This window comes from Acetobacterium sp. (assembly GCF_036508315.1).
Taxonomy (GTDB): Bacteria; Bacillota; Clostridia; order Eubacteriales; family Eubacteriaceae; genus Acetobacterium.
In genome coordinates this window covers 12495-36138 of sequence record NZ_DATCHP010000008.1, presented here as the reverse complement: position 1 = coordinate 36138, position 23644 = coordinate 12495, and the positions used below count along the sequence as shown (strand labels likewise).

Sequence of the window (23644 nt, the reverse complement as noted above, 5' to 3'; positions counted from 1 at the left end):
AATCCTTGATCTTATCTTTAAGAAGTTGATAATTTAGTTGAATTCCATACTATTGCCATAGTATAATTATGGTATACTATGGCAATTGCGAAAGTACTGTGAGCTTTGCTGTCTAGTTTACATGAAACAATTTTTTCACTATACGGCGCACAGTTCGTTGAACTGTTCGCCTATACGTTACAAAATTATTTATGAAAACTGACATCAAAGCAATTTACGTTTGTGTTTGTAAATTTCGCAAATACCTAGCATACTTTTTTTATATGGAGGTTTATCATGTACAATGATACCGTGCTCGACCACTTTGCCAACCCCAGGAATGTTGGCGATATAACCGATGCTGATGGCATCGGAAACGCAGGAAATCCTGTTGATGGCGATAAAGTTACAATTTATATTAAAGTTAATAATAAAACATTGGCTGATGTTCGATTTAAAACCTTTGGATGTGGTGCTGCCATAGCGGCCAGCAGTATGCTCACCGTTCTTGCCATAGGGAAATCTTTAGAGGAAGGCATGAACATAACCAATGATGATGTTGCCAATGCTTTGGGAGGTCTTCCACCGGAAAAACTCTTGTGCTCAAATATAGCAGCAGACGCCCTTCATGCAGCAATCAATGATTATCTGAATAAAAATAAGGTCGGCTCTTCTGAATCTGAGAATATTTCAGAAAAAGCACCCGGAAATTTTCCGGATACAACTGAAACAAATTATGAAGCAATGAATAAAAACCAGATCCAACGGTATTTGCGTCATATTATTATGCCCAAGATAAGCGGCCCAGGCCAAAAGAAACTCCTGGAAACCCGTGTTTTAATCCGTTCACAATCGGTAAGTGCATGTGATGTACTTCTGACTTATATGACTGCATCCGGTATCGGACATATACATTGTTTGCTGGAAAATAAACTTGGATGGGATTCTTTATTTTCACACGTCCATGATCTGAACCCGGATATTACTATTGAGCTTGTCGAAACCACTGATGTACCTGTGGATTTTAACATCATCATTGGAGATTTTGATTTTGCAACCCGAATGAACGACAACCTTATTCAGTCGCTTTCTCATGAATTTATACCAACATTCATTTCAGTTGTTTGTCCCTGGCAAGGTTATGTGAACTGTTGCAGTGATGCCAATTCAATGAAAGACTTTTTAGCTGAGGTTTCAAAAAAACATGTCCCTGCCGAAACTATCCCTGATCAGGAGTGTTTTGAGCAATCCGGCTTGTCCATGTCCACTGCTTTTTTGGGAGCATTTTTGGCAATCGAGCTCATAAAAGCACGGCTTAATATCGGTCAGCCACTAACTGAACCCTTTTATTTTAATTTATGGGAAATGTTATTTATCAATAATTTTTCTGGTTCTGAAGGTAGCTTTCACAATTCACAGTATTCATTTGAACATTTAAAAGACTCATTAATCCAGGCAAAAGTATTAGTTGTCGGTACCGGCGGACTTGGTTGTCCGGCTGCTTTATCTCTGGCTAGAGCTGGCATCGGAACCATTGGACTCATTGATTATGATCATGTAGAACTCAGTAATTTAAACCGGCAAATACTTCATACAACATCTAAAATTGGGTTGCCCAAAGTTGAATCAGCCAAACAAAGACTGAAACAGATTAATCCTAATTTGAATATTGAGCTCTATCCAGTGGCATTTTCCAAGGAGAACGCACTTGAAATCATCAATGATTATGACATTATTATTGATGGCCTTGACAACCTTCCAACCCGTTACTTGTTAAATGATGCCTGCTTCTTTGGGAAAAAACCGCTGATTGAAGCAGGAGCTCTGGCCTTTTTCGGTCAGTTAACAACCATTGTTTCCGGTGACGGCCCTTGTTACCGATGTATTTTCCCAGAATCAACAACATCCAAACCTGCTTTAGGTTGCTCCGAAATCGGTGTTCTAGGCCCTGTTCCAGGGCTAATGGGTGTGCTTCAGTCCGTTGAAGCGCTAAAAATTGTTATGGGTTTTAATTCCCGGTTAAAGGGAGAACTGTTAATGTATGATGCCTTGGAAACAGATCTTGAAATTGCCAAGTTTCGGAAAAATAGCAGCTGCAAATTATGTGGTGAGCATCCCAGTATTTTAGAACTTGGTGAGTACACTTTCGTTTGTGAGGATAAAAAAGACAGATAATTATTTTTTAATATTTTAAAGCCCCGGAATCGCTTCCGGGGCTTTAATTGTATTAGGTAGTTGCGAAATTCATAAATACAACCGTAAATTGCTTTGATGTCAGTTTTCATAAACAAACATCGAAGCTCACAGTACTTTGGCAATTGCTTACTTTAATCATACATGTTTTTGCTGAAATATCGATCGCCTCGATCAGGAAAAATCGTTACAATATTTCCGGCATCGATTTTCTCCGCAATCTTTAGTGCAGCAAATAGAGCTGCGCCAGAGGAGGCACCTGCAATGATACCCTCTTTTTTGGCCAGCAACCTGGCCATTTCAAAGGCATCATTGTCCTTTATTTTTATCACGTCATCCACCAGGGACATATCCATGGTATTCGCGATGAAATCATTACCTATGCCTTCAATATCATAGCAACCGGCAATACCACCGCCCATGATTGAACCCATCGGATCAGCAAGCACACCTTTTATTTTCGGATTTTTCTCTTTCAAATAACGTAGCACACCGGTATATGTTCCACCACTTCCGGCACCTACAACCACATAATCTATTTTGCCTTCAAGATCATTGTATATTTCCGGTCCGGTTGTTTCATAATGGGCTAAGGGATTGGAAGGATTATCGAATTGGGCCAAAGACATTGAATTTGGAATTGTTTTAAGTAATTCCTGTGCTTTAGCTGTGGCACCAAGCATTCCCAGATCCCGGGGTGTACTGACAATTTCCGCACCAAAAGCACGCATAAGGGTTAGCTTTTCAGCCGAAAATTTAGTTGGCACGACAAAGATAACTCTGTAACCTTTATTAATAGCAGCAAGGGCAACACCAAGTCCGGTATTGCCTGCGGTTCCTTCAATGATCGTGTACCCTGGCTTAAGCAGCCCTTTTTCCTCGGCATCTTTGATCATATAAACACCGATTCTGTCTTTTACGCTTCCGCCGGGATTCCATAATTCCAACTTTGCAAAAATGTTAATATTATCTTTTATTCCGAGATTATTAAGTTTAACCATGGGAGTATTCCCAATTAATTCTCTAATATCATTATAATAAGCCACTTTCTATGCCTCATAGCTCTTTAAAAAAGCCTGTTCTAAATCTGCTAAAATATCATTCTTGTTTTCTATTCCAACTGAAATTCTAATCAGGTTTTCAACAATGCCAACTTTTTGCCGAATTTCAAAGGGTATGCAAGCATGTGTCATACTGGACGGATGACATATAAGCGATTCAACCCCGCCTAAACTCTCAGCTAAAGTAACAAAATCCAGAGACTCAAAAAATTTGTTGATATTATATTTCTCACCAAGTTCAAAAGAAAGCATTCCACCCGGGCCGCTTGCCTGTTTTTTATTGATTTCATATCCCTGACTCTCTGGCAGACCAGGGTAATATATGGCCTTTACAGCACTATTCGTTTTTAAATGCTCGGCAATAAAGGTTGCGTTTTCGATGTGTCTGTCCATTCTAACACCAAGGGTTTTAATTCCCCGAATCAATAAAAAACTGTCAAATGGCTGCAAAACGCCTCCGGTTGCATTTTGAATAAACCCTAATCTTTCGGCTAACTCGTCACTATTCACAACCGCAAGTCCGGCGACTAAATCACTATGGCCACCAAGATATTTTGTTGCGCTATGAACGACAATGTCAGCTCCAAGAGAAATGGGTCGCTGTAAATATGGGGTCATAAATGTATTATCAACAATGGTTAGAATATTATGCTTTTTCCCGATTAATGCCACTTCTTTAAGATCCGTAATCGTTAAAATCGGATTTGCCGGGCTTTCTATGAAAATCGCTTTGACATTTTCGTCAATGCTTTTCTCGAGCAGATCTAAATCTGATGTTTCAATAATTTCATAGGTAATACCGAAATTATTAAATACCTGGTCAAGCACCCGAAAAGTTCCACCATAGACGTTGCTGGAAATAATAATTTTATCCCCGGTTTTAAAAAGACTGAGCACTGCTGTGGTTGCTGCCATTCCGGATGCAAAAGCAAATCCGGCAACGCCACCCTCTAAATCAGAAATTAAAGATTCCAATGCCGCTCTTGTGGGGTTTCCGGTTCTTGAATATTCATACCCCCTGTCTTTACCCAAGCCATCTTGTTTATACGTTGATGTTTGAAAGATCGGTATATTCACTGCACCGGTATTTTCATCGCCATCAATCCCACCGTGTATTAATTTAGAATCAATATTACTATAATTACTCATTTTTTTCACTCCTTAATTAACTTTATTTATATCATACTAAATAGATATGATTTATATAAATAATATCATCGCAATAAATATTTGTCAAACTATTCTGTCATTAAGAGATGACTTCTTAGAGCTCTAAAACCGCTTGTGTCATCGCTTTTATGTTAACAAGAGGCGTCGATGTGCTAAGGCCGCAGGCCGGAGCGATAATATTTGTTTTATCATTCAAAAGTCTTTCAGTCATTGTTACAATTTTATTTGGATTGCTGAATTCAAGAGCAATTGTGCTTACATTGCCCATTGTCACTGCTTCTGGAATTTGCAATTTAATATTTTTCAAACTGACAAAAGCATCAACACTTATGGCATCTGCCCGAATCAAGGCAACTTTTTTTATAACAGGATCCATTTTTCCGCAAATATGAACAATCACAGGTTTTCCAAGATCGTGAACCGCATCGATAATCTTATTAAGATAGGGCACGGCATACTCTTCAAACATTTTCGGGCCTAAAATCTCCCCTGTGGCTGTAGGGTCGGCAATTGATATTGCGGTTGCCCCTCCTTCAATCATAAGCCTGGCATACTCAATTAAGTGATCACTCACATAGTTAATCACTTTGTGTGAATTCAGCCTATCTTTTCGAAGCTGTTTTAAAAACTGCATCGGGTCAACCAGGGAGGCACTGGTACTAATCGGTCCGGTTATGCTGCCAATGGTCGGGATATCCGAATATTGTTGCGAAAGATAACTAATTGACTGTGTAATAGCTATCACCCGATTATTTTTTCCCATTACCGAAACCGGTTTAAACGCCACATCACCTGTATTAAAGTATTTCTCTTTCTGAATCTTTGGTTCGCACTCCAAGGAACCATAATCAATTTCACTGCCAAGCACCTCTGCTTCCACTGTCATACAAAATGGGATTCCAAAATTTTCAAATCCGGTTTGATTCTGGACATCTTTTGCCAAACTTGACATCAATCGATCGTCATGATGTGCCATCGGAAGGGTATGACCTGTAGCATTCATAATCTCTACTATGGCCGCATTCATCATACCGCCGGGACAAATAACCGGGGGACGATCCACTGTCTTTTTTTCGAAGGTTCTAAGCAATCGTTCTTTTGGAGACAACTCATTTTTCATCAGTACACCTATTCCATTCTTTCCATACTCAGGAAATTATTCATCGGCTAAATTTTCAATCACTTCAAGTGTCACTTGCCCATTTGATGTATCAGAATTTTTCAAAATTATTTCTATTTTCTTAATCATTACATCGGGTTTGATGGGCAACTTTAATCATTGCCTGGACATTCTCTATTTTCGTTTTTGGAGCAACATCGCACCCCGGCATGAGTACATAACCGTTAAGACCGGCATCGGTAATGCATTTTTCGGAAGCAGTTTCAATTTCTTCTGGTGATCCTTCAAGCAGTACTTTAATGGGGTCCAATTGTCCCCCAAAAGCAATTTTTCCGCCAAGCTTTTCTCTGGCAATTGCCAAGTCGACCTTATAGTCAAGTGAAAAGAAATCTGCCCCTGTCTGGGGAATTAAATCCAATATTTTAGTTGTTTTGCCGCAAATATGCAACATTTTTGCTTTAACCCTACCATCAATCCCATTGTTGGCAGCTTTAATATAAGGAAATGCCAATTCTGTAAATGTTTTTTGGGAAATCATGTCCCCGGATGAAACTGGTTCTGACTGGCAAACAAGCTCTGCACCGGCTTCAACAAACAAACCCCAATATTTTATCAAAAGCTTAGTTGTAAATTCCAGGACATGCTTTACCCCTGATTTGTCACGAAGGGCTTTTGACAACAAATTATCTATTCCCATCAGCTGGCCGGCAAGGGTAAATGGACCCCATTGACTTATTCCGATTAAATACTCGTTGCCCACTCGATCTGCAACAATTTTTGTGACCTTTAACAGATTTTCAATTTCAGGGGAATTTTCCAAATCATCGATTCTCAGGTGATCAACATCGGAGGGTTTTAAGATAAGCGATTCATCAACCGTAGCCGGCCCTCCCAATACATTAAATGTGCACTTAGCGCCAATGGCCCGAAGTGCGACATTACTGCAATCAGCTGCCATCCATATTAGATCAGAGCCAACTTCTTTATTGTTATTTATTATACAATCCGCCAGTTTTTCAGGGGCTAATTCAAAGGTATCCTGTAAAGTAAGCCCATTTCTATCATCTGCCCAGACGCCGCTTGAAGGGATTATCCCAGGCAACCGAGGGGTTGGTTTTAAACCGATTCCTGATAAAAGTATTTCTTTAGGTGTCAAAATATCATCTCCTTACTAAATAGTCTTTTAAACAATTGCGAAATTCATAAGCACAAGTGTAAATTGCTTTGGTGTCAGTTTTCATAAACAATTTTATAACGTATAGGCGAACAGTTCAACGAACTGTACGACGTATAGTGGAAAAATTGTTTCATGTAAACAGACAGCGAAGTTCACAGTACTTTCGCAATTGCCTAAAATAGTCCTTATTCCGGGACTATCATTTTTTATCCTGGTTATTCTGCCCAAGTAAAGCAAAGCGTTTTGAGACAACTATCCCAAAACGCTTTGCTTCATTTGTTTTTGGTATGCGTGAGTTCCTCTAAATCATATGGGGTTTGTTGGTATACATAATAATTCAACCAATTTGAAAACAGAAGCGATGCATGACTGCACCAACTGGTATGTGGAATAAAGTTTGGGTTTTCTTTTAAAACATAATTTTCCGGAGCAGTTGGATTTTTTCCTTTAATAAAGTCCCGAATATACTCTGCCTTCAAAGTATCTCTATCATATTCACAATGACCGGTCACAAACAAATGCCTATTGCTTTTATCTGCTACTAAATAGACGCCGGCTTTTTCAGATTCAGCTAAAATATCAAGTTCCGGAATTTCAAGAATTTGTTCTTTACTTATATAAGTATATCGGGAATGTGGGGCCATGAACGAATCATCAAAACCTCGTACCATGGGATGTTCACATCGATTGACTGTATGCAAATAGATACCTGACAGTTTAAAAGGAAGATTGTATTTTTCTATTCCAAAATGATAATGCAGCGCAGCCTGTGCACCCCAGCAAATATAAAGCGATGCATAAACGTGAAGTTTAGCCCATTCCAAAATAATGCATAATTCATTCCAATAATCAACCTTCTCAAATTTTAATTGTTCAATAGTTGCACCAGTTATAATAATACCATCATAACTATTGTTTTTAATTTCATCAAAAGTCTTATAAAATTCCAGCATATGTTCCGATGCCGGCTGATTCGATTCATAAGCTGACATTTTAAGAAATTCAACACTTAATTGTAAAGAAGTATTGCTTAATAATCGCAATAACTGTGTTTCCGTTGCAATTTTTTTTGGCATCAAATTTACAATCAGGATTTTCAAGGTTCGCATATCCTGATGATTTGCCCGATTTTCTCCCACTATGAAAATATTTTCGTTTGCAAGTGTTTCAATTGCCGGGAGACCTTCTCTAACACGTATTGGCATATACAAACACCTCTGATATAAATAAATCATCTGCTGCACTCAAATTTTATTATTTTGAGAACAGCAGATATTATTATAATTTTCTTAAGCAGTAAATGCTTTGTTGATAGCTTGATCAATATCAAAGATTAAATCATCCACATCTTCAACACCAATGGATAAACGAATAACATCTGGTCCAAATCCGGCAGCGGCCTGTTCTTCAGGACTGAGCTGTTGATGGGTTGTTGATGAAGGATGGATCACCAGGGATTTTGAATCTGCAACATTGGCAAGTTGTGAAAATATCTCTAAGCTGTCAATAAATTTTTTCGCCTGATCAATATTTCCGTTAATTGAAAATGTAAAAATTGAACCTGAACCCAGTGGTAAATATTTTTGTGCTAAATCGTAATATTTATTTGATTTAAGTCCTGGATAATTGACTTTCTTAACCTTTGGACTTTTTTCAAGAAATTCCACAATTTTAACAGTATTAGCAACATGTTTTTGCACCCGAAGAGATAATGACTCCAGGCTTTGCAAAAATAAGAACGAGTTAAATGGCGATAATGATGCTCCGGTATCGCGCAACAGTTGGGCACGAATCTTAACTGCATAGGCTACAGCACCCAGGTCAGAAAATTTTATACCATTATAGCTTTTATCCGGAGTTGTGAAATCAGGGAACTTGCCACTGGTCCAATCAAAGTTACCACCATCAATAATAATTCCGCCAATGGAAGTACCATGTCCACCAATAAATTTGGTTGCAGAATGTACAACAACATTAGCCCCATGTTCCAATGGTCGAAATAAGTAAGGGGTTGCGAAGGTATTGTCTACAATCAGTGGGATTTTATTTTCCTTGGCAATTTTGCCAACAGCATCAAAATCGATGAGATTATTAGCTGGATTACCTAAAGTTTCAATGAATATGGCCTTTGTTTTTTCAGTAATTGCTTTTCTGAAATTTTCAGGATCATCCGGGTCAACAAACACAGTGGTGATACCAAATTTAGGTAATGTTTCGGAAAACAAATGATAAGTTCCACCATAAAGCGTACTGGCGGAAACAATTTCATCCCCTGCTTTTGCGATATTCAAAACTGAATAAGTAATGGCTGCTGCTCCTGAGGCGGTTGCAAGTCCGGCTGATCCTCCTTCAAGGGCGGCGACTCTTTGCTCAAAGGCATCGGTAGTTGGGTTTGTAAGTCTGGAATAAATGTTTCCAGGATTTGTAAGTGCAAAACGGCCTTCTGCTTCGGCAGTATCTTTAAATACATAGGAAGTTGTTTGATAAATTGGAACTGCTCGAGCTCCTGTTGCTGGATCAGGTGTTTGACCAGCATGTACTTGTAATGTATCGAATCCTAATTTTCTCTCGCTCATTTTAATCAACCTTTCTTTTTGTGTTGTTTGATTTTTTGTTTCTTTGTTTTTAAATAATCTCTTAAATAACCCTTGTTTATTTTTACTCAATTTCTGCACCATCTTTCTTCTACATTCTTTGCTATTTGACTCATTGACGTTTCCCCTTTTTATGCACCTACTGTATAGCAAAGATAATGTAAAATGAAAGCTGGTATGCTTAATCCCTACACTTTACAAAAGAAACCAACAAATCCCATAATTTGTCGGCTCAAGTGTTTTTATTTATTGCAAGTAATTCTCACAATTGACGACAAATACAATATTTCATTTAAGTTTAATGGAACACATAGAACAATGCATGTTGCAACACATGTACTTAGTGCCCTCTTTTTTAATGCCAATTTTTCTGTTTTCCATATTGTTCTGCCCCCATATTTTATTTACATATATAACCTATATGTTTTGTATGTTTAATATACACTATACTGATTTATTTGTCAATATTTTTTATTATTATAAGCAGAATTTTATTATTATTAAGCACTGCATGCAACTTCTTCTATTGTGTTAAAGGATAAACTTTTAACGAAAATCCGATCAAAATTCTCGCCATTTGATAATTCAACAACATCAATTTCTTTAACAAGTTGCTCCATTTCCAGCCGATATTGTTTATTCAATAGGAACGCATGTCCTCCTGATTTAGATGTATTTCCGACAAAATCAATTTTGCCTTTAAACTCTTTTGGCAATAAACCAATATTAATAAGGCTTTTGGCTCTCAGATGATAACCGAATGAGCCGGCTATCTGTATTTTATCAACATCTTCTGCTTTAACCTTTTTATTGCTCATGAGAAATTCAATTCCTGATCTTACAGCCCCTTTTGCAAGTTGAACCTGTCTTATATCCTTTTGCGTCAAAAAAACACCATCTGCTATTTCAAAGGCAATTTTCCCATCGACTTTTACCAGTCTCTTTCTCAGCACAATAGGTAAATCTGATTTTTCCGGTAATGCAAATCTGCCATTTTTACCAATGACCTTATTGGCAACCAGCTCTCCAAGAATATCCAAAAGACCACTTCCGCAAATTCCAATAGCCTTTCCATTTTCAATGGTCTTAATCTCGATGGACCCATCTTTTTCGATGTTAAAATATTCGATGGCTCCTCGCTCAGCTCTCATACCATAAGTAATATTCATTCCCTCAAAAGCCGGCCCGGCAGCAGTGGATGTTGATGACAATTTCCCGTCTCTGGCGATGATCATTTCGCCATTTGTACCTATATCAACAAATAATGTGGTGCCCTTTCTATCTTGAAGTCTGGTGGCTAAAATCCCGGAGGTTATATCAGGGCCTACATAGGATGAAATAATAGGGGGTAAATAGATTAAGCCCTTATCCGAAATATTTAGTTTATGCTCGCTGGCACTTAAATAGCTTCCACCTTTTAAAAGTGGGGTGTACGGATATTTACCTAATGAGTAGGGATTTACATTGGCAGCCAAATGAATCATACAGGTATTCCCACTGAAAATCGCCTCATAGATATATTTCTTATCGATTCCAGTTTCTTTTGTGTTTTTCGCTATCATACTGTTTAACTCTTTAATCATTTCAGAATACATGGTGTCTAAACCTTTTTCATCCGAGGCGAATTTTATTCTGGATAAAACATCCTGGGCATAAATACTTTGAGGATTTAATGCAGAAACTGAATGGAGTTCTTCTCCGGTGTTAATATCAACAATAGTTGCCACTAAGGTTGTTGTCCCAATGTCCACCACTACGCCATAATTTAGCCCAGTTGTATCCCCTTCTTCTTCTCCGATAATGTCGTCCCCAGCATAGACAACAGTTCTGCCGTTTTTATTATATTCTTTTTTAATATAGCTATCGCGTTCGATGACGAAGCTTTCCCCGTGATTTAGTATCTGAAGGTTTTTATTCAAATTCTCTGGAATTTCTTCTATATTGACATCAGCCATTACCTTTGCCTGACAGGATAGTACAAAGCCCTGAGCCTTATCTTCATCCGACAATTGATGTTTGCCATCATCAATGATCCCTGTCAGATTGCTCTGGGATACTTTGACCTTGCACTTACCACAGGCACCTTCTGAATTACAGGGAGATTCTATAACAATGCCGATTTCCCGTGCTGCTTCTAATATTGTCATTCCTTTTTTTACGGATACTGACTTGTCATTTGTGAGAAAATTTACTGTTACCATTACGATTGACTCCTTTACTGTTTTTTTTCATTGATTCTTTTTTCATTTTACGCGGATCCGAACCTTTGCAATCATTTTGCATTAATCCCAAAGTCTTCTTCCTTAATCATCCCTGATTGAGGGATATTTATAAAATTCACATCATCCCATGGTCCTCTGACAATTTTTTCGAAAAAGGCCGTCTCCCCTTGAACCGTTTTATATTCAGCGTTGAATAATTGTGCTATTTCTTTGGATTGCTCAATCACTTCATCTTGAGGATGAGATCCTGTGGTGATGAACAGGACTTTTTTATAGCCTTCATAGGTCCTGTGTAAAACACTTAAAGCTTTTTTTGAACCAAATCTTTTAAGAACTCGCTGATGTTCGGATAGTATTGATTTCTCAGTAATCATCCATCCATTACTGAGATAAAATGTTCCCATTTCACTTTTGAAATCACATAAACGACATTTGTCTGAACACAAAAATAATGGAATGCAATCATGAACTTTTGGTAATGTAATCCTGGAATGAGTTGCCATTAAACCCCTTGTAGCACCACCGCACAAACCGAATGCCAAAATAATTCTGTCATAACCCAAAGATCGGTCAATGATCTTCTGCAATTCAGCTCCAAGCTTTTCCGGATAAAGATGAAAGTCCATTGAAACAAACTCAAATTCCTGATCAGCCAATGGTTCAATTCCCTGAATTTCTTCTTTCATCACTTCACATGCAATTACTTTTATTTTCATTTTAAAAAGCAGTCTCTAGTTTCTCTTTATTTAAATCATGTCCAATTACAGTAATTCGACCGACCTGATCCGGTTCTGATTCTCTGATCTCAAATTGTTTGGGGACAAAATCAAACTCGACCCAACGATTGTCATCCACCTGGACTTTGCCTTTTGACCGTACGACTTTTCCATAGATATCTTCGTCTTTTAATCCATTGAAAATGCTTTTCAGAACATCTATGGGAAAAATCTTGGGCGTTTCGATACCCCAGCTTGAAAAGATGTCATGGTTGTGGTCGCTTTCTAAATCATCATCGTGGTCATGATCATGGTGATGTTCGCTTAGATCGATCTCACCCAAATTATGAATAATTGCTTCTTTCTTTCCATCAGCTTCTGACAGTCCAAACAGCTCAACGCCACTTAAGTCATCCCAGGGCGTAGTAATGATCCTGGCATTTTCATTTATTTCTCTTATTTTAGAAACAACCAGTTGTAATTCCTCAGCTGTAGCACTTTGGGTTCGACTTAAAATAACGGTGCTTGCGTGAATAACCTGATCTTCATAAAATTCGCTGAATAGATTGATAAATTCTTCATACATGGTGACATCAACTGCTGCGATCACCAAATTAAGGTTCACGTCATTATCGGCTTCGAGTTTTTTCACAATTTTAACGATTTCTGACAGCTTTCCCACTCCAGATGGTTCGATGATAATTCTTTCTGTTTCTCTCGAATCAATGATTTCTTTAAGGGTATCGTTGAAATCATTAACAGTTGAACAACAAATGCACCCGGCTTTGATTTCTTTTATTTCTATATTGAATTTTTTTAAGAATGTCCCATCAATTGGGATCTCACCAAATTCATTTTCTATAAGCGTTACCTTTTTAGAGTACACCTTTTCATTGATCAACTTTTTAATCAATGTCGTTTTGCCGGCACCAAAAAAACCAGAAAAAATATCAATTTGTATGGTCATCATTTCACTTCCTAATCATTTAATAATTGTATCTAGTATTAATGACAATTATTGATCATTGAGTGCGCAATGCTTAGAGAAGTTTCTTCAGCCTTCCCTGATGCACACAGTCAGATAAAATAATTGTCATCAATTAAAGATCTAAATCTTCATTTTATTTGCTTGTTCGTCCATATCTTCTTGACGCTTCCACCATTGCCGCAGCATTTAATAAATTGCCATTGGGAGGAAATTCACAACCGGTGGAAAGAATAAATCCGGCATCATGCTTTTTAAACAAGTCGATTTGCTTTTTACAATCTTCCAGAACTTCGTCTGCTGTAAAAACTAAGCCGGTATTTGCAGGATCTGAGCAACCAATGGTAATCACTTTCTGGCCCCATGTTTTTGCATGTTCTTCCCAATCTTTGGATCCATGAGCTGGATGAGCCACTGATATGGCAACAGGATCTGCCCATTTAATGACTTCTTCAAAGTATACCCCACCACCACAATTATGAATGGCTACCCCTGCACCTGCTGTGCGAATAGCATCTGCAATCCGTTTAAGGTAGGGTCCCTCGAATTTTTCCCATGTTGTGTTTCTTAGAACGGTTCCTGAAGAATAAAGGGGATCCACACACACTGCATGGGCGCCTGCTTCAACCTGGGCAATAGCATACTCCACCAGTACATCAGTTATCACATCAACTGCTGCTAAAACCTCTTCAGGATGTTTGATGAGATCAACAAATAAATCCTTGTGACCTCTGATCTGGGATAAAACCCCTAATGGACCATAAATAAATCCCATAATGGCCACTTCATTGCCTTTTTCTTTTGATAAACCTTTGATAATATCAATAACTTGTTTCATCCGTTTGGTTTCTCTTGGATTTACTTTTTTGATCTTTTCATATTCAGCCGGTTTTTTTATATACTGATTGTTAAAATCCGGATAGGCTGTGCTGTATCTTGGAAATATTAACTCCTGGCCAAAATCAGCCGCTTCCACTGAAAGGTCCACCAGTAATAAAAAAGCATCCTGTCCGATTAATTCCTGCGCAGCAAGCAGACTTTGGGTTGCTATTTCTGCATCTTGAGACCATTTATCATAGCGTGTTCCCAAAACCCGATATGAAGCGCCGCAAACAAGGGGAATTGCAGGTATTCTATCAACTTCTTTACGCTGCAGTGTAAGGCCAACCCGTTCCAGAGATGTTAATTCTTCATTTCTTTGTATCAATGACATAAGTGATTTCCTCCAATTAATAGTCTTTGTTATTAGATTTCGTTTCCATATGCTATTACTAGCTTGTTTACTAATTTTACGGCCTCTGCAGCATTTTCTGCGTAACCATCTGCACCTATTTTATCTGCATATCCCTGGGAAATTGGCCCGCCGCCAATGAGTACTTTATAATCATCTCTTATATCTTCTTTGACTAAAATCTCGATGACTTCGTTCATACCTTCCATTGTGGTTGTCATCAATGTTGAAATAACAATGAATTCCGCATTTTCTTCTTTAGCTTTTTCCACAAATGTTGACGGTAAAACATCTCTTCCTAAATCAACAATATCATAGCCTCCGGTTTCAAGCATAATTTTTACAAGATTTTTCCCAATATCATGGGTATCCCCTTCAATGACACCAATCACCGCTTTTCTTTTTATCTCATTTTCGCCGACTTTAATATGTGGCTTTAGAATGTCTAAACCTGCATACATTGCATCTGAGCATATTAAAAGTTCTGGTACAAAATATTCTTCTTCGTCAAAAAGTTTTCCTGCCTGATTCATACCAACCGTCAAACCATTCACGATTGCATCATAGGCATCGAAACCTTCCGCTATGACCTGCTTGCTGATTTCTATGGTTAGTTCTTCATCCATATCCACAATGGAATCGGCTAACTTTTTATACAATTCATCTTTATTAATTGACATTTTTATCCTCCGTTTATTTATTGCATATATACCCTATATGTTTTGTATGTTAAATATACACTAAGCTATTTTCTTTGTCAATATTTTTTATTTTTTTTCATAAACAGCTTTGTATTGAGATGAACAAAATATAAATAACCGCTAATCGAGGGTCATCAAACTTCGATTAGCGGTTATTTCATAGATCTTTTAGCTTATACTATATATATTTTTCAAATCCAAAATATAATATTGAATATTTGTAACCCTTCAAGATTAAAGGGTTTGATTAGAGTAATTATTTATAGAAACCCAGGTATAAATCGGCGAATATATGCATCTTTTGTCCTAAGCAAATATAATCTTAATGGATTTCGTCAGAAAACAAGGTTATTTATTATATTCCACAAGTGATATCATTTCATAATTCCTTAGCTTTTCTTTTCCATTGAGACTTGTAATCTCAACAATGAAAGCCAAAAACGCAACTTCACCCCCGGCTGTCTCAACGAGCTTGGTAACTGCCTCAACTGTTCCACCTGTTGCCAATAAATCATCTACTATTGCAACTCTTTGTCCCGGCTCAATGGCATCTTTATGAATTTCAAGGACATCACCACCATATTCTAATTCGTATTCTACTTGAATGGTTTCGCTTGGTAATTTTCCTTTTTTTCTTACCGGTATGAATCCGACCCCAAGACTATAGGCAACCGGTGCACCAACTAAAAAGCCCCGTGCTTCCGGTCCGATAACCACATCAATATTTTTATCTTTTAAAAAACCGGAAATTGATCCAATCGCATATTGAAAAGCCTTTCCATCCTGAGCTAACGTGGTGATATCTTTAAAACTGATACCTTTTTTTGGATAGTCTTCAATAATTCTAATTTTATTTTTTAAATTCACTGTCTGCCTCCGAATTTGAATTTATTATTCCGGGTAAATCAACCTGCTTTTATTAATTTTCTTCAAAACTTCCTTCAAATATTTTCGTGCTGAATATTGGGCCATTGAAAGATTCATGTCCAGATAATTTCCACAATCCCTTGGGGCTGCCCCTGGAACATCACCTTCATAATTGGCTATAAATTCGAATAGATTAATTAACAATTCTAAAATCTCACTGGATTCTAAGTTTCCTGTTAGCAGCAGATAGAAACCGGTTCTACATCCCATGGGGCCAAAATACAGGGTTTTAGAACCAAACTCTTTATTATTTCTCAAATAAGTTGCGGCTAAATGTTCAATGGTATGAATCTCAGCATTATTCATTACCGGCTCAAAATTCGGCCGTGTCATTCTTATATCGAAGGTTGTAACCGTATTTTCTCCGACTTTATCTTTTCTCGAAACATATACTCCTGGCTGCAGTCTTAGATGATCAATAGTAAAGCTTGTAATTTTTTCCATTTAATTTCTCTCCCTATCTGCATGTTTTTATTTCAACTATTCCAAAGGATCATCCCAACTCTCTAATCATTTCTTTAACAATGCCTTTTGTGAAATATCTTGCCGTTTTGTCAATAAACCGATTAAAATTAATATTGGCATTTTCATCTGCATTATCCGAAATAACCCTGAATACCATATATTTCACCCCATATTCATAGCATACCTGGGCAACAGCAGCACCTTCCATTTCAACGCATTGAAGGTCCTCAATTTCTGAAGACAGTATCTTAATTTTAATGCCATCAGAAATAAACTGATCGCCACTGGCTACTGTACCAACTACCACCTTGGGAACTTTTATTCCGAATTCATTTAATAATTCAGCATTAACATCTTTCTTCATATCATGATCAATGTAATAACGGGCAGATTCCAATGCTTTATTTAATAGGGAATCATCAACCTCAAAGTAAGATTTTTTCAGTAACGGGATTTCAAATTTTCCAAAACCTGAAAGTCCGGTTGCATCCATATCATGCTGAACTAATCTTTTTGATAGGACAATATCTCCTATCTTTCGTTCCTTGTTTGCTCCACCTGCAACTCCGGTAAACAAAATCAAATCGACTCCAAACTGCTGAATTAAAGTGGTTGCCGTCGAAGCCGCCGCCACCTTTCCGCACCTTGAAAAAACCAGGGTCACTTCTTTACCAAATATTATTCCATTATAATATTGTCTCATCCCGATTGTTTCTTCTGATATAATTTCTATTTCTTCTCTTAAAAGCTGAATTTCTTCCTCAATAGCACCAATAATTCCAATTTTCATAAAATATTACTCCTAAATGTCCTATTCTAAATCGCGTAGGTAAATGGAACTTCAACCTCATCAAAGAATTCATAATATATCTTTCTTTTTTCCTTAACGAATTGATCACTCACTCTGTCTCTTGGTCTTGAAATATCCACTTTGCATATTTCTTTTATCTTACCTGGACGACTCGACAGTACAACGACTTGATCCCCTAAATAGACTGCCTCTTCAATATCGTGTGTCACGAGAATAATTGTTATTTTTTCCTGCTTCCATATTTTTAGAATCTCTTCCTGCATATTAATACGTGTCATCGCATCCAATGCGCCAAATGGTTCATCAAGTAAAAGGATCTTAGGTTTGTTTGCCAGCGCTCTGGCAATGGCAGTACGTTGAGCCATACCTCCTGACAATTGATTTGGCAGTGATTTTTCAAACCCTCTCAGTCCCACAAGTTTAATAAGATCCTGTACCAACTCATTTTTATTCTTCTGCTTATCCGGAACCCCATAGCCAATGTTTTGCTCCACTGTCAGCCATGGAAATAACCGGTGATCCTGAAATACGATGCCTTTATCTAAAGATGGTTTTTTCACCTGCTGACCATCTAAAAGAACTGATCCTTCATAATTTGTTTCAAGTCCTGCGATTATTCTTAAAAGCGTACTTTTTCCGCAGCCGCTTCTACCCAGAATTGATACAAACTCGCCCTCATTAATGGTCAGGTTTATATCGTTAAGCACTCCCAGCCTTTGGTTTTTGTCTCCAAAATATTTGTTAAGATCTCTAATTTCCAATTTTCCCGGCATGCTGAATCACCTCCAAACACTTTTAATTATGTGATTGCCAGTACACGGTTTTGCGTTCTATTATTCCCAAAACATCATCCATTAATTTTCCGATAATACCGACGATTAACATGGCCAGGATTACCACGTCCGGCTGTGAAAGCTGTCTTCCGTCCATAAGCATATAACCAATCCCACTTGTTGCCGCAATCATTTCTGCTGCAACAACACATATCCATGCATTTCCCAATCCTATTCTTAAACCTGACATAATTGAGGGTAAAGCTCCTGGAATCACAACTTTTCGAATAAATTTGAGATCCGGGATTTCATATACCTTTGAGACTTCAACATATCGTTTGTCGATTTGCTTAATCCCATCAACGACATTAATAAATATGGGAAAGAATGCTCCCAGAAAAATAATAAATATTTTCGAAGGTTCTCCAATCCCAAACCAAACGATGGCAATGGGTATCCATGCAATCGGTGGTATCAGTTTTAGAACCTGTAGAACAAATCTAGTCACTATTTCAAAATTTTTCGAAAGCGAAATAGCAATTCCGATAATGATTGCCGCTAGCGCAGCCAATGAAAAACCGGTAATGACTCTTATAATACTTGCCAGTATATTTTTAAATAGACTGGCAAGTATTATAAGAGTCATTACCGGTTTTTTGTAGTTCTTCTTCAAGATATCCTTTCTCTTTTGCAACAAATATTGATGCGGCAAAGGGGGAAGGTTGGGTTGCAATTCTTACTTCAGTGGCTGTTACCCCTGAATTGGCATCCTTTGAATTCGCACTAGCGTTGGGATTAGTACAACCAGCTAATCCAAAACTTAATAAGATACCAATTAATATTATCGTAAACAGACTCTTTTTCTTCATAATATTCGAACTCCTTAATTTTTTATTACTTCCTTTTTCAGTTGCAAATCTAATTTTTAATATCATATTTAACTATTTTCCCGAACAAAATAATGAGCTGTCAGCTTAGATATTTTTCAATAAGCATGGCTCCAGCACCAACAGACATTGCCCTTTCGCCGTAATAGCCACCTCGATTAAAAATGACTCTCTTTCTTTTATCAGGCTGTAATCTTCCAAGGGTACTTTCAACGCAACTATCATAAAACAGCTTTGATTGAATCATTAAGGGACCACTTAAAATAACCAAATCCGGGGTTAGAAGCTTAACGTAATTGGCCAAACCTGCGCCTAAAATTAATGCTGCATCTCTCAATATTTCTTTAGATAACGCATCTTTTTGTTCTGCTGCTACACAAATATCCTTATAATTAATCGCATTAATATTCTTATTAATTGCAGTGGTTCTGCCCATTTTGATTTCATCTGAAAAACTTTTGATAATAGCATTGATGGATGAATAGCATTCAATGCATCCAGAGTTGCCACATCTGCATTTTTTTCCTTTAATATCAATGACCATGTGACCAAATCCCTCTTCTTCATCATTGATTGCTCTAATGAGATTTCTTGAAGAAATTGTACCGGTTCGTAATCCCACTCCACAATTAAAATATGAAACATTGGAAACGTCTTTGCCAATGCCAAATAATGTCTCCGCAACAACCCCTGCATTGGCGCCATTTTCAACGATGACGGGTGTTCCTAGTTTTTCTTCCAGGATGTCCTTTATAGGAACATTGAGCCAATCTGGGGCATAAAAATTTGTTGGATTTTTAATAATTCCATTTTCAACGTCTAACGGACCCACTGATCCTACCCCTACACCGATGAGGTTTAACCGATCCAATCTCAAATCTTTGTGTGCCTTTTTAATTGCTTCCACAATTTTATTAATGGTTTTCTCTGGTGTACAAGAATTATCCATAGTGAATAATTCTTCATAGAGGATCTCCATCTTGAGATTGGTAAAAACTATTTGTGTGTACATAATCGATACATCAATTCCAATGACGTAAAAATCATGTAAATTAACACTGTATAGCACCGGTTTTCTTCCACCTGATGACTGCCCTAACTTTTCCTGAACAATTATTTTATTTTTTTCTAATGGCTCCATAATATAGTTAAGTCTGCTTAATTTAATATTTGTTGATAGTGAAATATCATTTTTTGACATATATTCATTCTTTAACAGCAAACTTATAATTTTTTTTTCATCGGAGCTTAAATTTTCCAACAAATTTGAATGATTCATTCCAGATACACCTTCTTTATAATCCTTAGCTCTCTTTGCTCAAACGATCTAAATGTTTGTAAAATAACCGTGTTTTTTCCTGGTCTTTAAATTTTTCCTTTGGGGAACTGTCTTCTACTGATTCTGGAGCAATGGTTACTACTGCCGCAATATCATATCCTTTTTCTTCCAATACTTTTGTATAAACCGCTTCATATTCTCTTCCGGCAATAAGGATTCTCTCGGTTTCTCCAATGATTTCATAACTTTCCTTATCTGGACTGAGGATTAAAACAGAAACTTTTTTATTGTACCAAAGACTGGCTGTTACATTTCGATAACTTTCTGAAGATTCAAATAACTCGATGTACTCAATTTTACCTTCGTCATTAACATGAAGACTTTGTTTCACAGCAGTATGTGGTACACCATCAACGCCTACCGTTCCAACTATTTTTACTGTTTTTGGATCATTGATAATTTGTTTAATCTCATCTATATTTGCCATTTATTTTTCCTCCCTGTCATATTCTTAGTAAATCAGAATTGGGATGATTTCCACACCGACGATAATCATCAAAATCCATTGTCAAATCATATTTATGTCTTAAATTGTTAAGTCCAATTGTCAAATTAACATAATACTCTAAAGATGCATTCTGCTGGTCGCTAAAAAAAGAAAGTGGTCTCGGAACCCATACAATATAAACAACAGAAACGCCCTTGCTTATTAAATCTTCGGCCTCTTCCAGGGTATTTTTTAACCCTTCAGCTTCAGTTTTAAATCCTTTGGGTTTTGCTAATTCCACGCCTCCGACAATGCCTGTATTCACATTTCCTTTTCCAAATATATCAACGGCTGCAACAAGTCGTCTTTTCCATTCCTTATACCCAATCCATTCGGCTTTCCCAGGACAAATCCAATTGAATAGGTCTTCATTTAATACTTCAATATCAGAGGTATAACTTGCCAAACCTGTTTCATTGTATAAGCGACTAAGCTGGTCCTCATTTAAGGCGGTTGTAATGACCTGACTGGGAAATCTTCTGCCTTCAAAATTTTGTCCAATGGCCTTCAAAATTTCAATGTAATAATCCGCCTCTGCATCAAAGGGTGTCTTACCATTAACATCTGAACCCATGGTCATACAAATATTGGTATATCTTCCTTTTTGCTTTATTGCCTCTTTAACTGTTTCATAAGCATCCTGTGGGGTTAATTTCTTTTTAATGACCCCATCCTCTTTGAGATGCGGTACTAAATCACAATATTTACACCCATTGTCATTTTTCCAGAAATGGCAATAGGAAGATGGTGTGATATTTAAACGTTGGGGTCTGCCAAAAACAATTGAATCCATCAGGGTTCCACTACTTGTAAATTTACCGTAGAAATCAGGTTTTTCCCAGAAGCCGACTTCTTCTATAATTTCATCATTATCTACTAGCACAAATTTTCCATCCCGATAATCGACAATATAAGGATTTTGTTCTAGTGGTGTGGGGTCCGTTATGATTGTTGTACCATCCCTTAAAATCAGGGATTCGGGAACAGACTTTGTTTTTTGGTCTCTTGCGCCCAGTGCTGCAAAGAATATATTATCGCCTGTTAATTGATAAATATCAGGGTCTATTTTATCCAGGGCATTTTGAGTGTAATATACCCCTCTGCGTTGGACATCTGTTTTAAGGATAATCAGTCTTGGAATTTCGGGATACTTCTCAACAACTTCCTTAAATTTCAATTCATGTTCTCGACCAATGATTATTGCCATTGTAATACCTCCATTTTGCTATTTGTCACATCCGGAAACGCCTTTGAGTCCGAATGTGCTTTCTTTCTTTTTTCAAATCCATTCCAACTCTTTTTGCTTTGAAATCATTGAAAATATATGCATATTTATGTGAATATTTGTGTGAAAACCTTCATTTCTTCTGGATTTTCTAATTGCGATCCGTCTTATCATTTAGGTATAAAAATATTCGTTAATTTCTTTGTATAATTCTTTGACTCTTTTCGCAGGGATCTCACTAATGCCTTCATAGGCTTTTGTAAAATGTATGGCCTCAAATTCAAAATTAGCCTTTTTAACTTTTCCTTCATTTACCAATTCATTATAGAGAAGTGATCCTGGCAGCGGACTATAAATACTCCACGCACTTGTATCCAGGTTCAATTCTTTGGCCAGTTCAAAGGTTTTAAGGACATCTTTTTCTGTTTCTCCGGGAATGCCAATCATAAAGAATCCAAATACTTTTACATATTTATGTGCTATTTTTATTTTCTCTCTGATTTCATCAACTTTGATGTTTTTATGCAATCTTTCTAAAATACGATTTGAGCCACTTTCAACCCCAAAGTCAATCTGAGTTAATCCGGCTTTTTTCATTAATTTAATTTGTTCTTCATCAACCAAATCGACTCTTGTATTGATTTGCCATGAAATATTAACATTCTTTTCAATGAGCAGATTACAAAATTCTTCAATCCATTTTTTATTGATATTAAAGATACTGTCTTTAAACCAGATGCCTTCTAACTGATATTTTTCTTTGAGCTCAATAATATCATTGACCAATAATTCGGGAGACTTCACTCGCCATTTTCTTCCCATTACCTCATGAACTGCACAGAAAGTACAATCATAGGGGCAGCCTCTTGAAATAAGCATTGAAATACCTCTAATGCCTCTAAGATATTCATTATGTTTTATATATTCCTCTGCGGGAAATGAGCCATAGTCAGGTGTTTGCAAACTGTCTGCATCCAAAATAACAGCCTTATCTTTAATAACAACATTTTCTGCCCCTCGATAACATAAACCATCGACTTCTTCAAAAGATCCCTGGCCTTTAAGTGCTTTCACTAATCCAGCAATGGCTTCTTCCCCTTCTCCACGGATCACAAAATCCACTTCTTCAAATGATAATGTTCCTTCCGGGTCAAGTGTGGGGTGAACACCCCCTAGCACAATTTGTGAGTGTGGCAATTTTGCTCTTACAATACGGGCAACTTTAATGGCCGCTGGAAAGGTGGTCGTCATTGAAGTAATCCCCACCAGATCTGCATTGGATGCTTCCACTCTTTTTGCCAGCTCAACACTGTCCATCATTGATCCCTGCATATCAATTAATTCTACATTTTCTCCCCGTTGTTTTAGATATGCGGTAAGATATGCCAATCCCAAGGGTGGCTCAAATGGTGCCACATACAGATTCCCGCCTTTTACCCAGTCTAAATAATCTCTGTATCTATTTTTGAATTCTGACTTATCATAGAAAGACGGGTTAATTAATAAAACTTTCATTTTCAACCTCTTCTTTTAGTTTTTTCTTTTCCATTGATGCTCAGACATTACTTTTGTATTTTTTAA

The 23644-nt window shown here is 37.2% G+C and carries 22 protein-coding genes; 1 reads left to right on the top strand and 21 read right to left on the bottom strand.

Features of this window, described 5'->3' with window-relative positions:
- Positions 1–276: 276 nt before the first annotated feature.
- Positions 277–2154, top strand: a complete 1878-nt coding sequence (locus tag VIK44_RS01085) for a ThiF family adenylyltransferase (RefSeq protein WP_331551985.1) — start codon at positions 277–279, stop codon at positions 2152–2154.
- Positions 2155–2306: 152 nt separating this feature from the next.
- Here the strand turns inward: VIK44_RS01085 and VIK44_RS01080 are convergent, their stop codons facing one another.
- From VIK44_RS01080 to VIK44_RS00980, 21 genes are all read right to left on the bottom strand, one after another.
- Positions 2307–3218: a cysteine synthase family protein gene (locus VIK44_RS01080; RefSeq protein WP_331551984.1), complete on the bottom strand. Its 912-nt coding sequence runs from the start codon at positions 3216–3218 to the stop codon at positions 2307–2309.
- Between the two features lie 3 nt (positions 3219–3221).
- Positions 3222–4382, bottom strand: a complete 1161-nt coding sequence (locus VIK44_RS01075) for a trans-sulfuration enzyme family protein (RefSeq protein ID WP_331551983.1) — start codon at positions 4380–4382, stop codon at positions 3222–3224.
- Between the two features lie 115 nt (positions 4383–4497).
- Complete coding sequence (locus VIK44_RS01070; RefSeq protein WP_331551982.1) at positions 4498–5523, bottom strand: uroporphyrinogen decarboxylase family protein; 1026 nt, start codon at positions 5521–5523, stop codon at positions 4498–4500.
- 121 nt (positions 5524–5644) lie between these two features.
- Positions 5645–6679, bottom strand: a complete 1035-nt coding sequence (locus tag VIK44_RS01065; protein ID WP_331551981.1) for a uroporphyrinogen decarboxylase family protein — start codon at positions 6677–6679, stop codon at positions 5645–5647.
- A 293-nt stretch (positions 6680–6972) separates the two neighbouring features.
- On the bottom strand, positions 6973–7905 hold the full coding sequence (locus VIK44_RS01060; protein ID WP_331551980.1) for a homoserine O-succinyltransferase: 933 nt from the start codon (positions 7903–7905) through the stop codon (positions 6973–6975).
- Positions 7906–7989: 84 nt separating this feature from the next.
- Entirely contained in the window at positions 7990–9276 is a 1287-nt protein-coding gene (locus VIK44_RS01055) for an O-acetylhomoserine aminocarboxypropyltransferase/cysteine synthase family protein (protein ID WP_331551979.1), read from the bottom strand.
- Positions 9277–9794: 518 nt separating this feature from the next.
- The gene (locus VIK44_RS01050; RefSeq protein WP_331551978.1) at positions 9795–11495 is read right to left on the bottom strand and encodes an ASKHA domain-containing protein; all 1701 of its coding nucleotides are present in this window, start codon (positions 11493–11495) and stop codon (positions 9795–9797) included.
- A 71-nt stretch (positions 11496–11566) separates the two neighbouring features.
- Positions 11567–12232 carry a DUF1638 domain-containing protein gene (locus tag VIK44_RS01045; protein ID WP_331551977.1) on the bottom strand — a complete coding sequence of 222 codons (666 nt, stop codon included), beginning with the start codon at positions 12230–12232 and terminating at the stop codon, positions 11567–11569.
- Position 12233: 1 nt separating this feature from the next.
- Positions 12234–13202, bottom strand: a complete 969-nt coding sequence (locus VIK44_RS01040) for a CobW family GTP-binding protein (protein WP_331551976.1) — start codon at positions 13200–13202, stop codon at positions 12234–12236.
- A gap of 151 nt (positions 13203–13353) precedes the next feature.
- Positions 13354–14430: a uroporphyrinogen decarboxylase family protein gene (locus VIK44_RS01035; RefSeq protein WP_331551975.1), complete on the bottom strand. Its 1077-nt coding sequence runs from the start codon at positions 14428–14430 to the stop codon at positions 13354–13356.
- Between the two features lie 32 nt (positions 14431–14462).
- The gene (locus tag VIK44_RS01030) at positions 14463–15128 is read right to left on the bottom strand and encodes a corrinoid protein (protein ID WP_331551973.1); all 666 of its coding nucleotides are present in this window, start codon (positions 15126–15128) and stop codon (positions 14463–14465) included.
- Between the two features lie 369 nt (positions 15129–15497).
- Complete coding sequence (locus VIK44_RS01025; RefSeq protein WP_331551972.1) at positions 15498–16016, bottom strand: adenine phosphoribosyltransferase; 519 nt, start codon at positions 16014–16016, stop codon at positions 15498–15500.
- Between the two features lie 24 nt (positions 16017–16040).
- Entirely contained in the window at positions 16041–16520 is a 480-nt protein-coding gene (locus tag VIK44_RS01020; RefSeq protein ID WP_331551971.1) for an S-ribosylhomocysteine lyase, read from the bottom strand.
- A gap of 49 nt (positions 16521–16569) precedes the next feature.
- Entirely contained in the window at positions 16570–17331 is a 762-nt protein-coding gene (locus tag VIK44_RS01015; protein WP_331551970.1) for a 5'-methylthioadenosine/adenosylhomocysteine nucleosidase, read from the bottom strand.
- Positions 17332–17357: 26 nt separating this feature from the next.
- Positions 17358–18125, bottom strand: coding sequence for an ABC transporter ATP-binding protein (locus tag VIK44_RS01010; RefSeq protein WP_331551969.1), 768 nt, complete (start codon positions 18123–18125; stop codon positions 17358–17360).
- A gap of 22 nt (positions 18126–18147) precedes the next feature.
- Entirely contained in the window at positions 18148–18798 is a 651-nt protein-coding gene (locus VIK44_RS01005) for an ABC transporter permease (protein WP_331551968.1), read from the bottom strand.
- Positions 18740–18994 carry a hypothetical protein gene (locus tag VIK44_RS01000; RefSeq protein ID WP_331551967.1) on the bottom strand — a complete coding sequence of 85 codons (255 nt, stop codon included), beginning with the start codon at positions 18992–18994 and terminating at the stop codon, positions 18740–18742. Before VIK44_RS01000 ends, VIK44_RS01005 begins: the two co-directional genes overlap by 59 nt.
- A 100-nt stretch (positions 18995–19094) precedes the next feature.
- Positions 19095–20291 carry an ROK family transcriptional regulator gene (locus VIK44_RS00995; protein WP_331551966.1) on the bottom strand — a complete coding sequence of 399 codons (1197 nt, stop codon included), beginning with the start codon at positions 20289–20291 and terminating at the stop codon, positions 19095–19097.
- A gap of 25 nt (positions 20292–20316) precedes the next feature.
- A complete protein-coding gene (locus VIK44_RS00990) occupies positions 20317–20778 on the bottom strand; it encodes a pyridoxamine 5'-phosphate oxidase family protein (RefSeq protein WP_331551965.1) in 462 nt (153 codons plus the stop codon).
- A 16-nt stretch (positions 20779–20794) separates the two neighbouring features.
- Entirely contained in the window at positions 20795–22045 is a 1251-nt protein-coding gene (locus VIK44_RS00985) for a radical SAM protein (protein WP_331551964.1), read from the bottom strand.
- A gap of 192 nt (positions 22046–22237) precedes the next feature.
- Entirely contained in the window at positions 22238–23578 is a 1341-nt protein-coding gene (locus VIK44_RS00980) for a B12-binding domain-containing radical SAM protein (RefSeq protein ID WP_331551962.1), read from the bottom strand.
- Positions 23579–23644 lie beyond the last annotated feature (66 nt).

What these genes read in the sequence shown, in the direction of transcription:
- VIK44_RS01085 (WP_331551985.1), top strand. Translation starts at nt 277, where the DNA reads ATGTACAATGATACCGTGCTCGACCACTTTGCCAACCCCAGGAATGTT.
- VIK44_RS01075 (WP_331551983.1), bottom strand. Translation starts at nt 4,382, where the DNA reads ATGAGTAATTATAGTAATATTGATTCTAAATTAATACACGGTGGGATT.
- VIK44_RS01070 (WP_331551982.1), bottom strand. Translation starts at nt 5,523, where the DNA reads ATGAAAAATGAGTTGTCTCCAAAAGAACGATTGCTTAGAACCTTCGAA.
- VIK44_RS01060 (WP_331551980.1), bottom strand. Translation starts at nt 7,905, where the DNA reads ATGCCAATACGTGTTAGAGAAGGTCTCCCGGCAATTGAAACACTTGCA.
- VIK44_RS01055 (WP_331551979.1), bottom strand. Translation starts at nt 9,276, where the DNA reads ATGAGCGAGAGAAAATTAGGATTCGATACATTACAAGTACATGCTGGT.
- VIK44_RS01050 (WP_331551978.1), bottom strand. Translation starts at nt 11,495, where the DNA reads ATGGTAACAGTAAATTTTCTCACAAATGACAAGTCAGTATCCGTAAAA.
- VIK44_RS01045 (WP_331551977.1), bottom strand. Translation starts at nt 12,232, where the DNA reads ATGAAAATAAAAGTAATTGCATGTGAAGTGATGAAAGAAGAAATTCAG.
- VIK44_RS01040 (WP_331551976.1), bottom strand. Translation starts at nt 13,202, where the DNA reads ATGATGACCATACAAATTGATATTTTTTCTGGTTTTTTTGGTGCCGGC.
- VIK44_RS01035 (WP_331551975.1), bottom strand. Translation starts at nt 14,430, where the DNA reads ATGTCATTGATACAAAGAAATGAAGAATTAACATCTCTGGAACGGGTT.
- VIK44_RS01030 (WP_331551973.1), bottom strand. Translation starts at nt 15,128, where the DNA reads ATGTCAATTAATAAAGATGAATTGTATAAAAAGTTAGCCGATTCCATT.
- VIK44_RS01020 (WP_331551971.1), bottom strand. Translation starts at nt 16,520, where the DNA reads ATGGAAAAAATTACAAGCTTTACTATTGATCATCTAAGACTGCAGCCA.
- VIK44_RS01015 (WP_331551970.1), bottom strand. Translation starts at nt 17,331, where the DNA reads ATGAAAATTGGAATTATTGGTGCTATTGAGGAAGAAATTCAGCTTTTA.
- VIK44_RS01010 (WP_331551969.1), bottom strand. Translation starts at nt 18,125, where the DNA reads ATGCCGGGAAAATTGGAAATTAGAGATCTTAACAAATATTTTGGAGAC.
- VIK44_RS01000 (WP_331551967.1), bottom strand. Translation starts at nt 18,994, where the DNA reads ATGAAGAAAAAGAGTCTGTTTACGATAATATTAATTGGTATCTTATTA.
- VIK44_RS00995 (WP_331551966.1), bottom strand. Translation starts at nt 20,291, where the DNA reads ATGAATCATTCAAATTTGTTGGAAAATTTAAGCTCCGATGAAAAAAAA.
- VIK44_RS00990 (WP_331551965.1), bottom strand. Translation starts at nt 20,778, where the DNA reads ATGGCAAATATAGATGAGATTAAACAAATTATCAATGATCCAAAAACA.
- VIK44_RS00985 (WP_331551964.1), bottom strand. Translation starts at nt 22,045, where the DNA reads ATGGCAATAATCATTGGTCGAGAACATGAATTGAAATTTAAGGAAGTT.
- VIK44_RS00980 (WP_331551962.1), bottom strand. Translation starts at nt 23,578, where the DNA reads ATGAAAGTTTTATTAATTAACCCGTCTTTCTATGATAAGTCAGAATTC.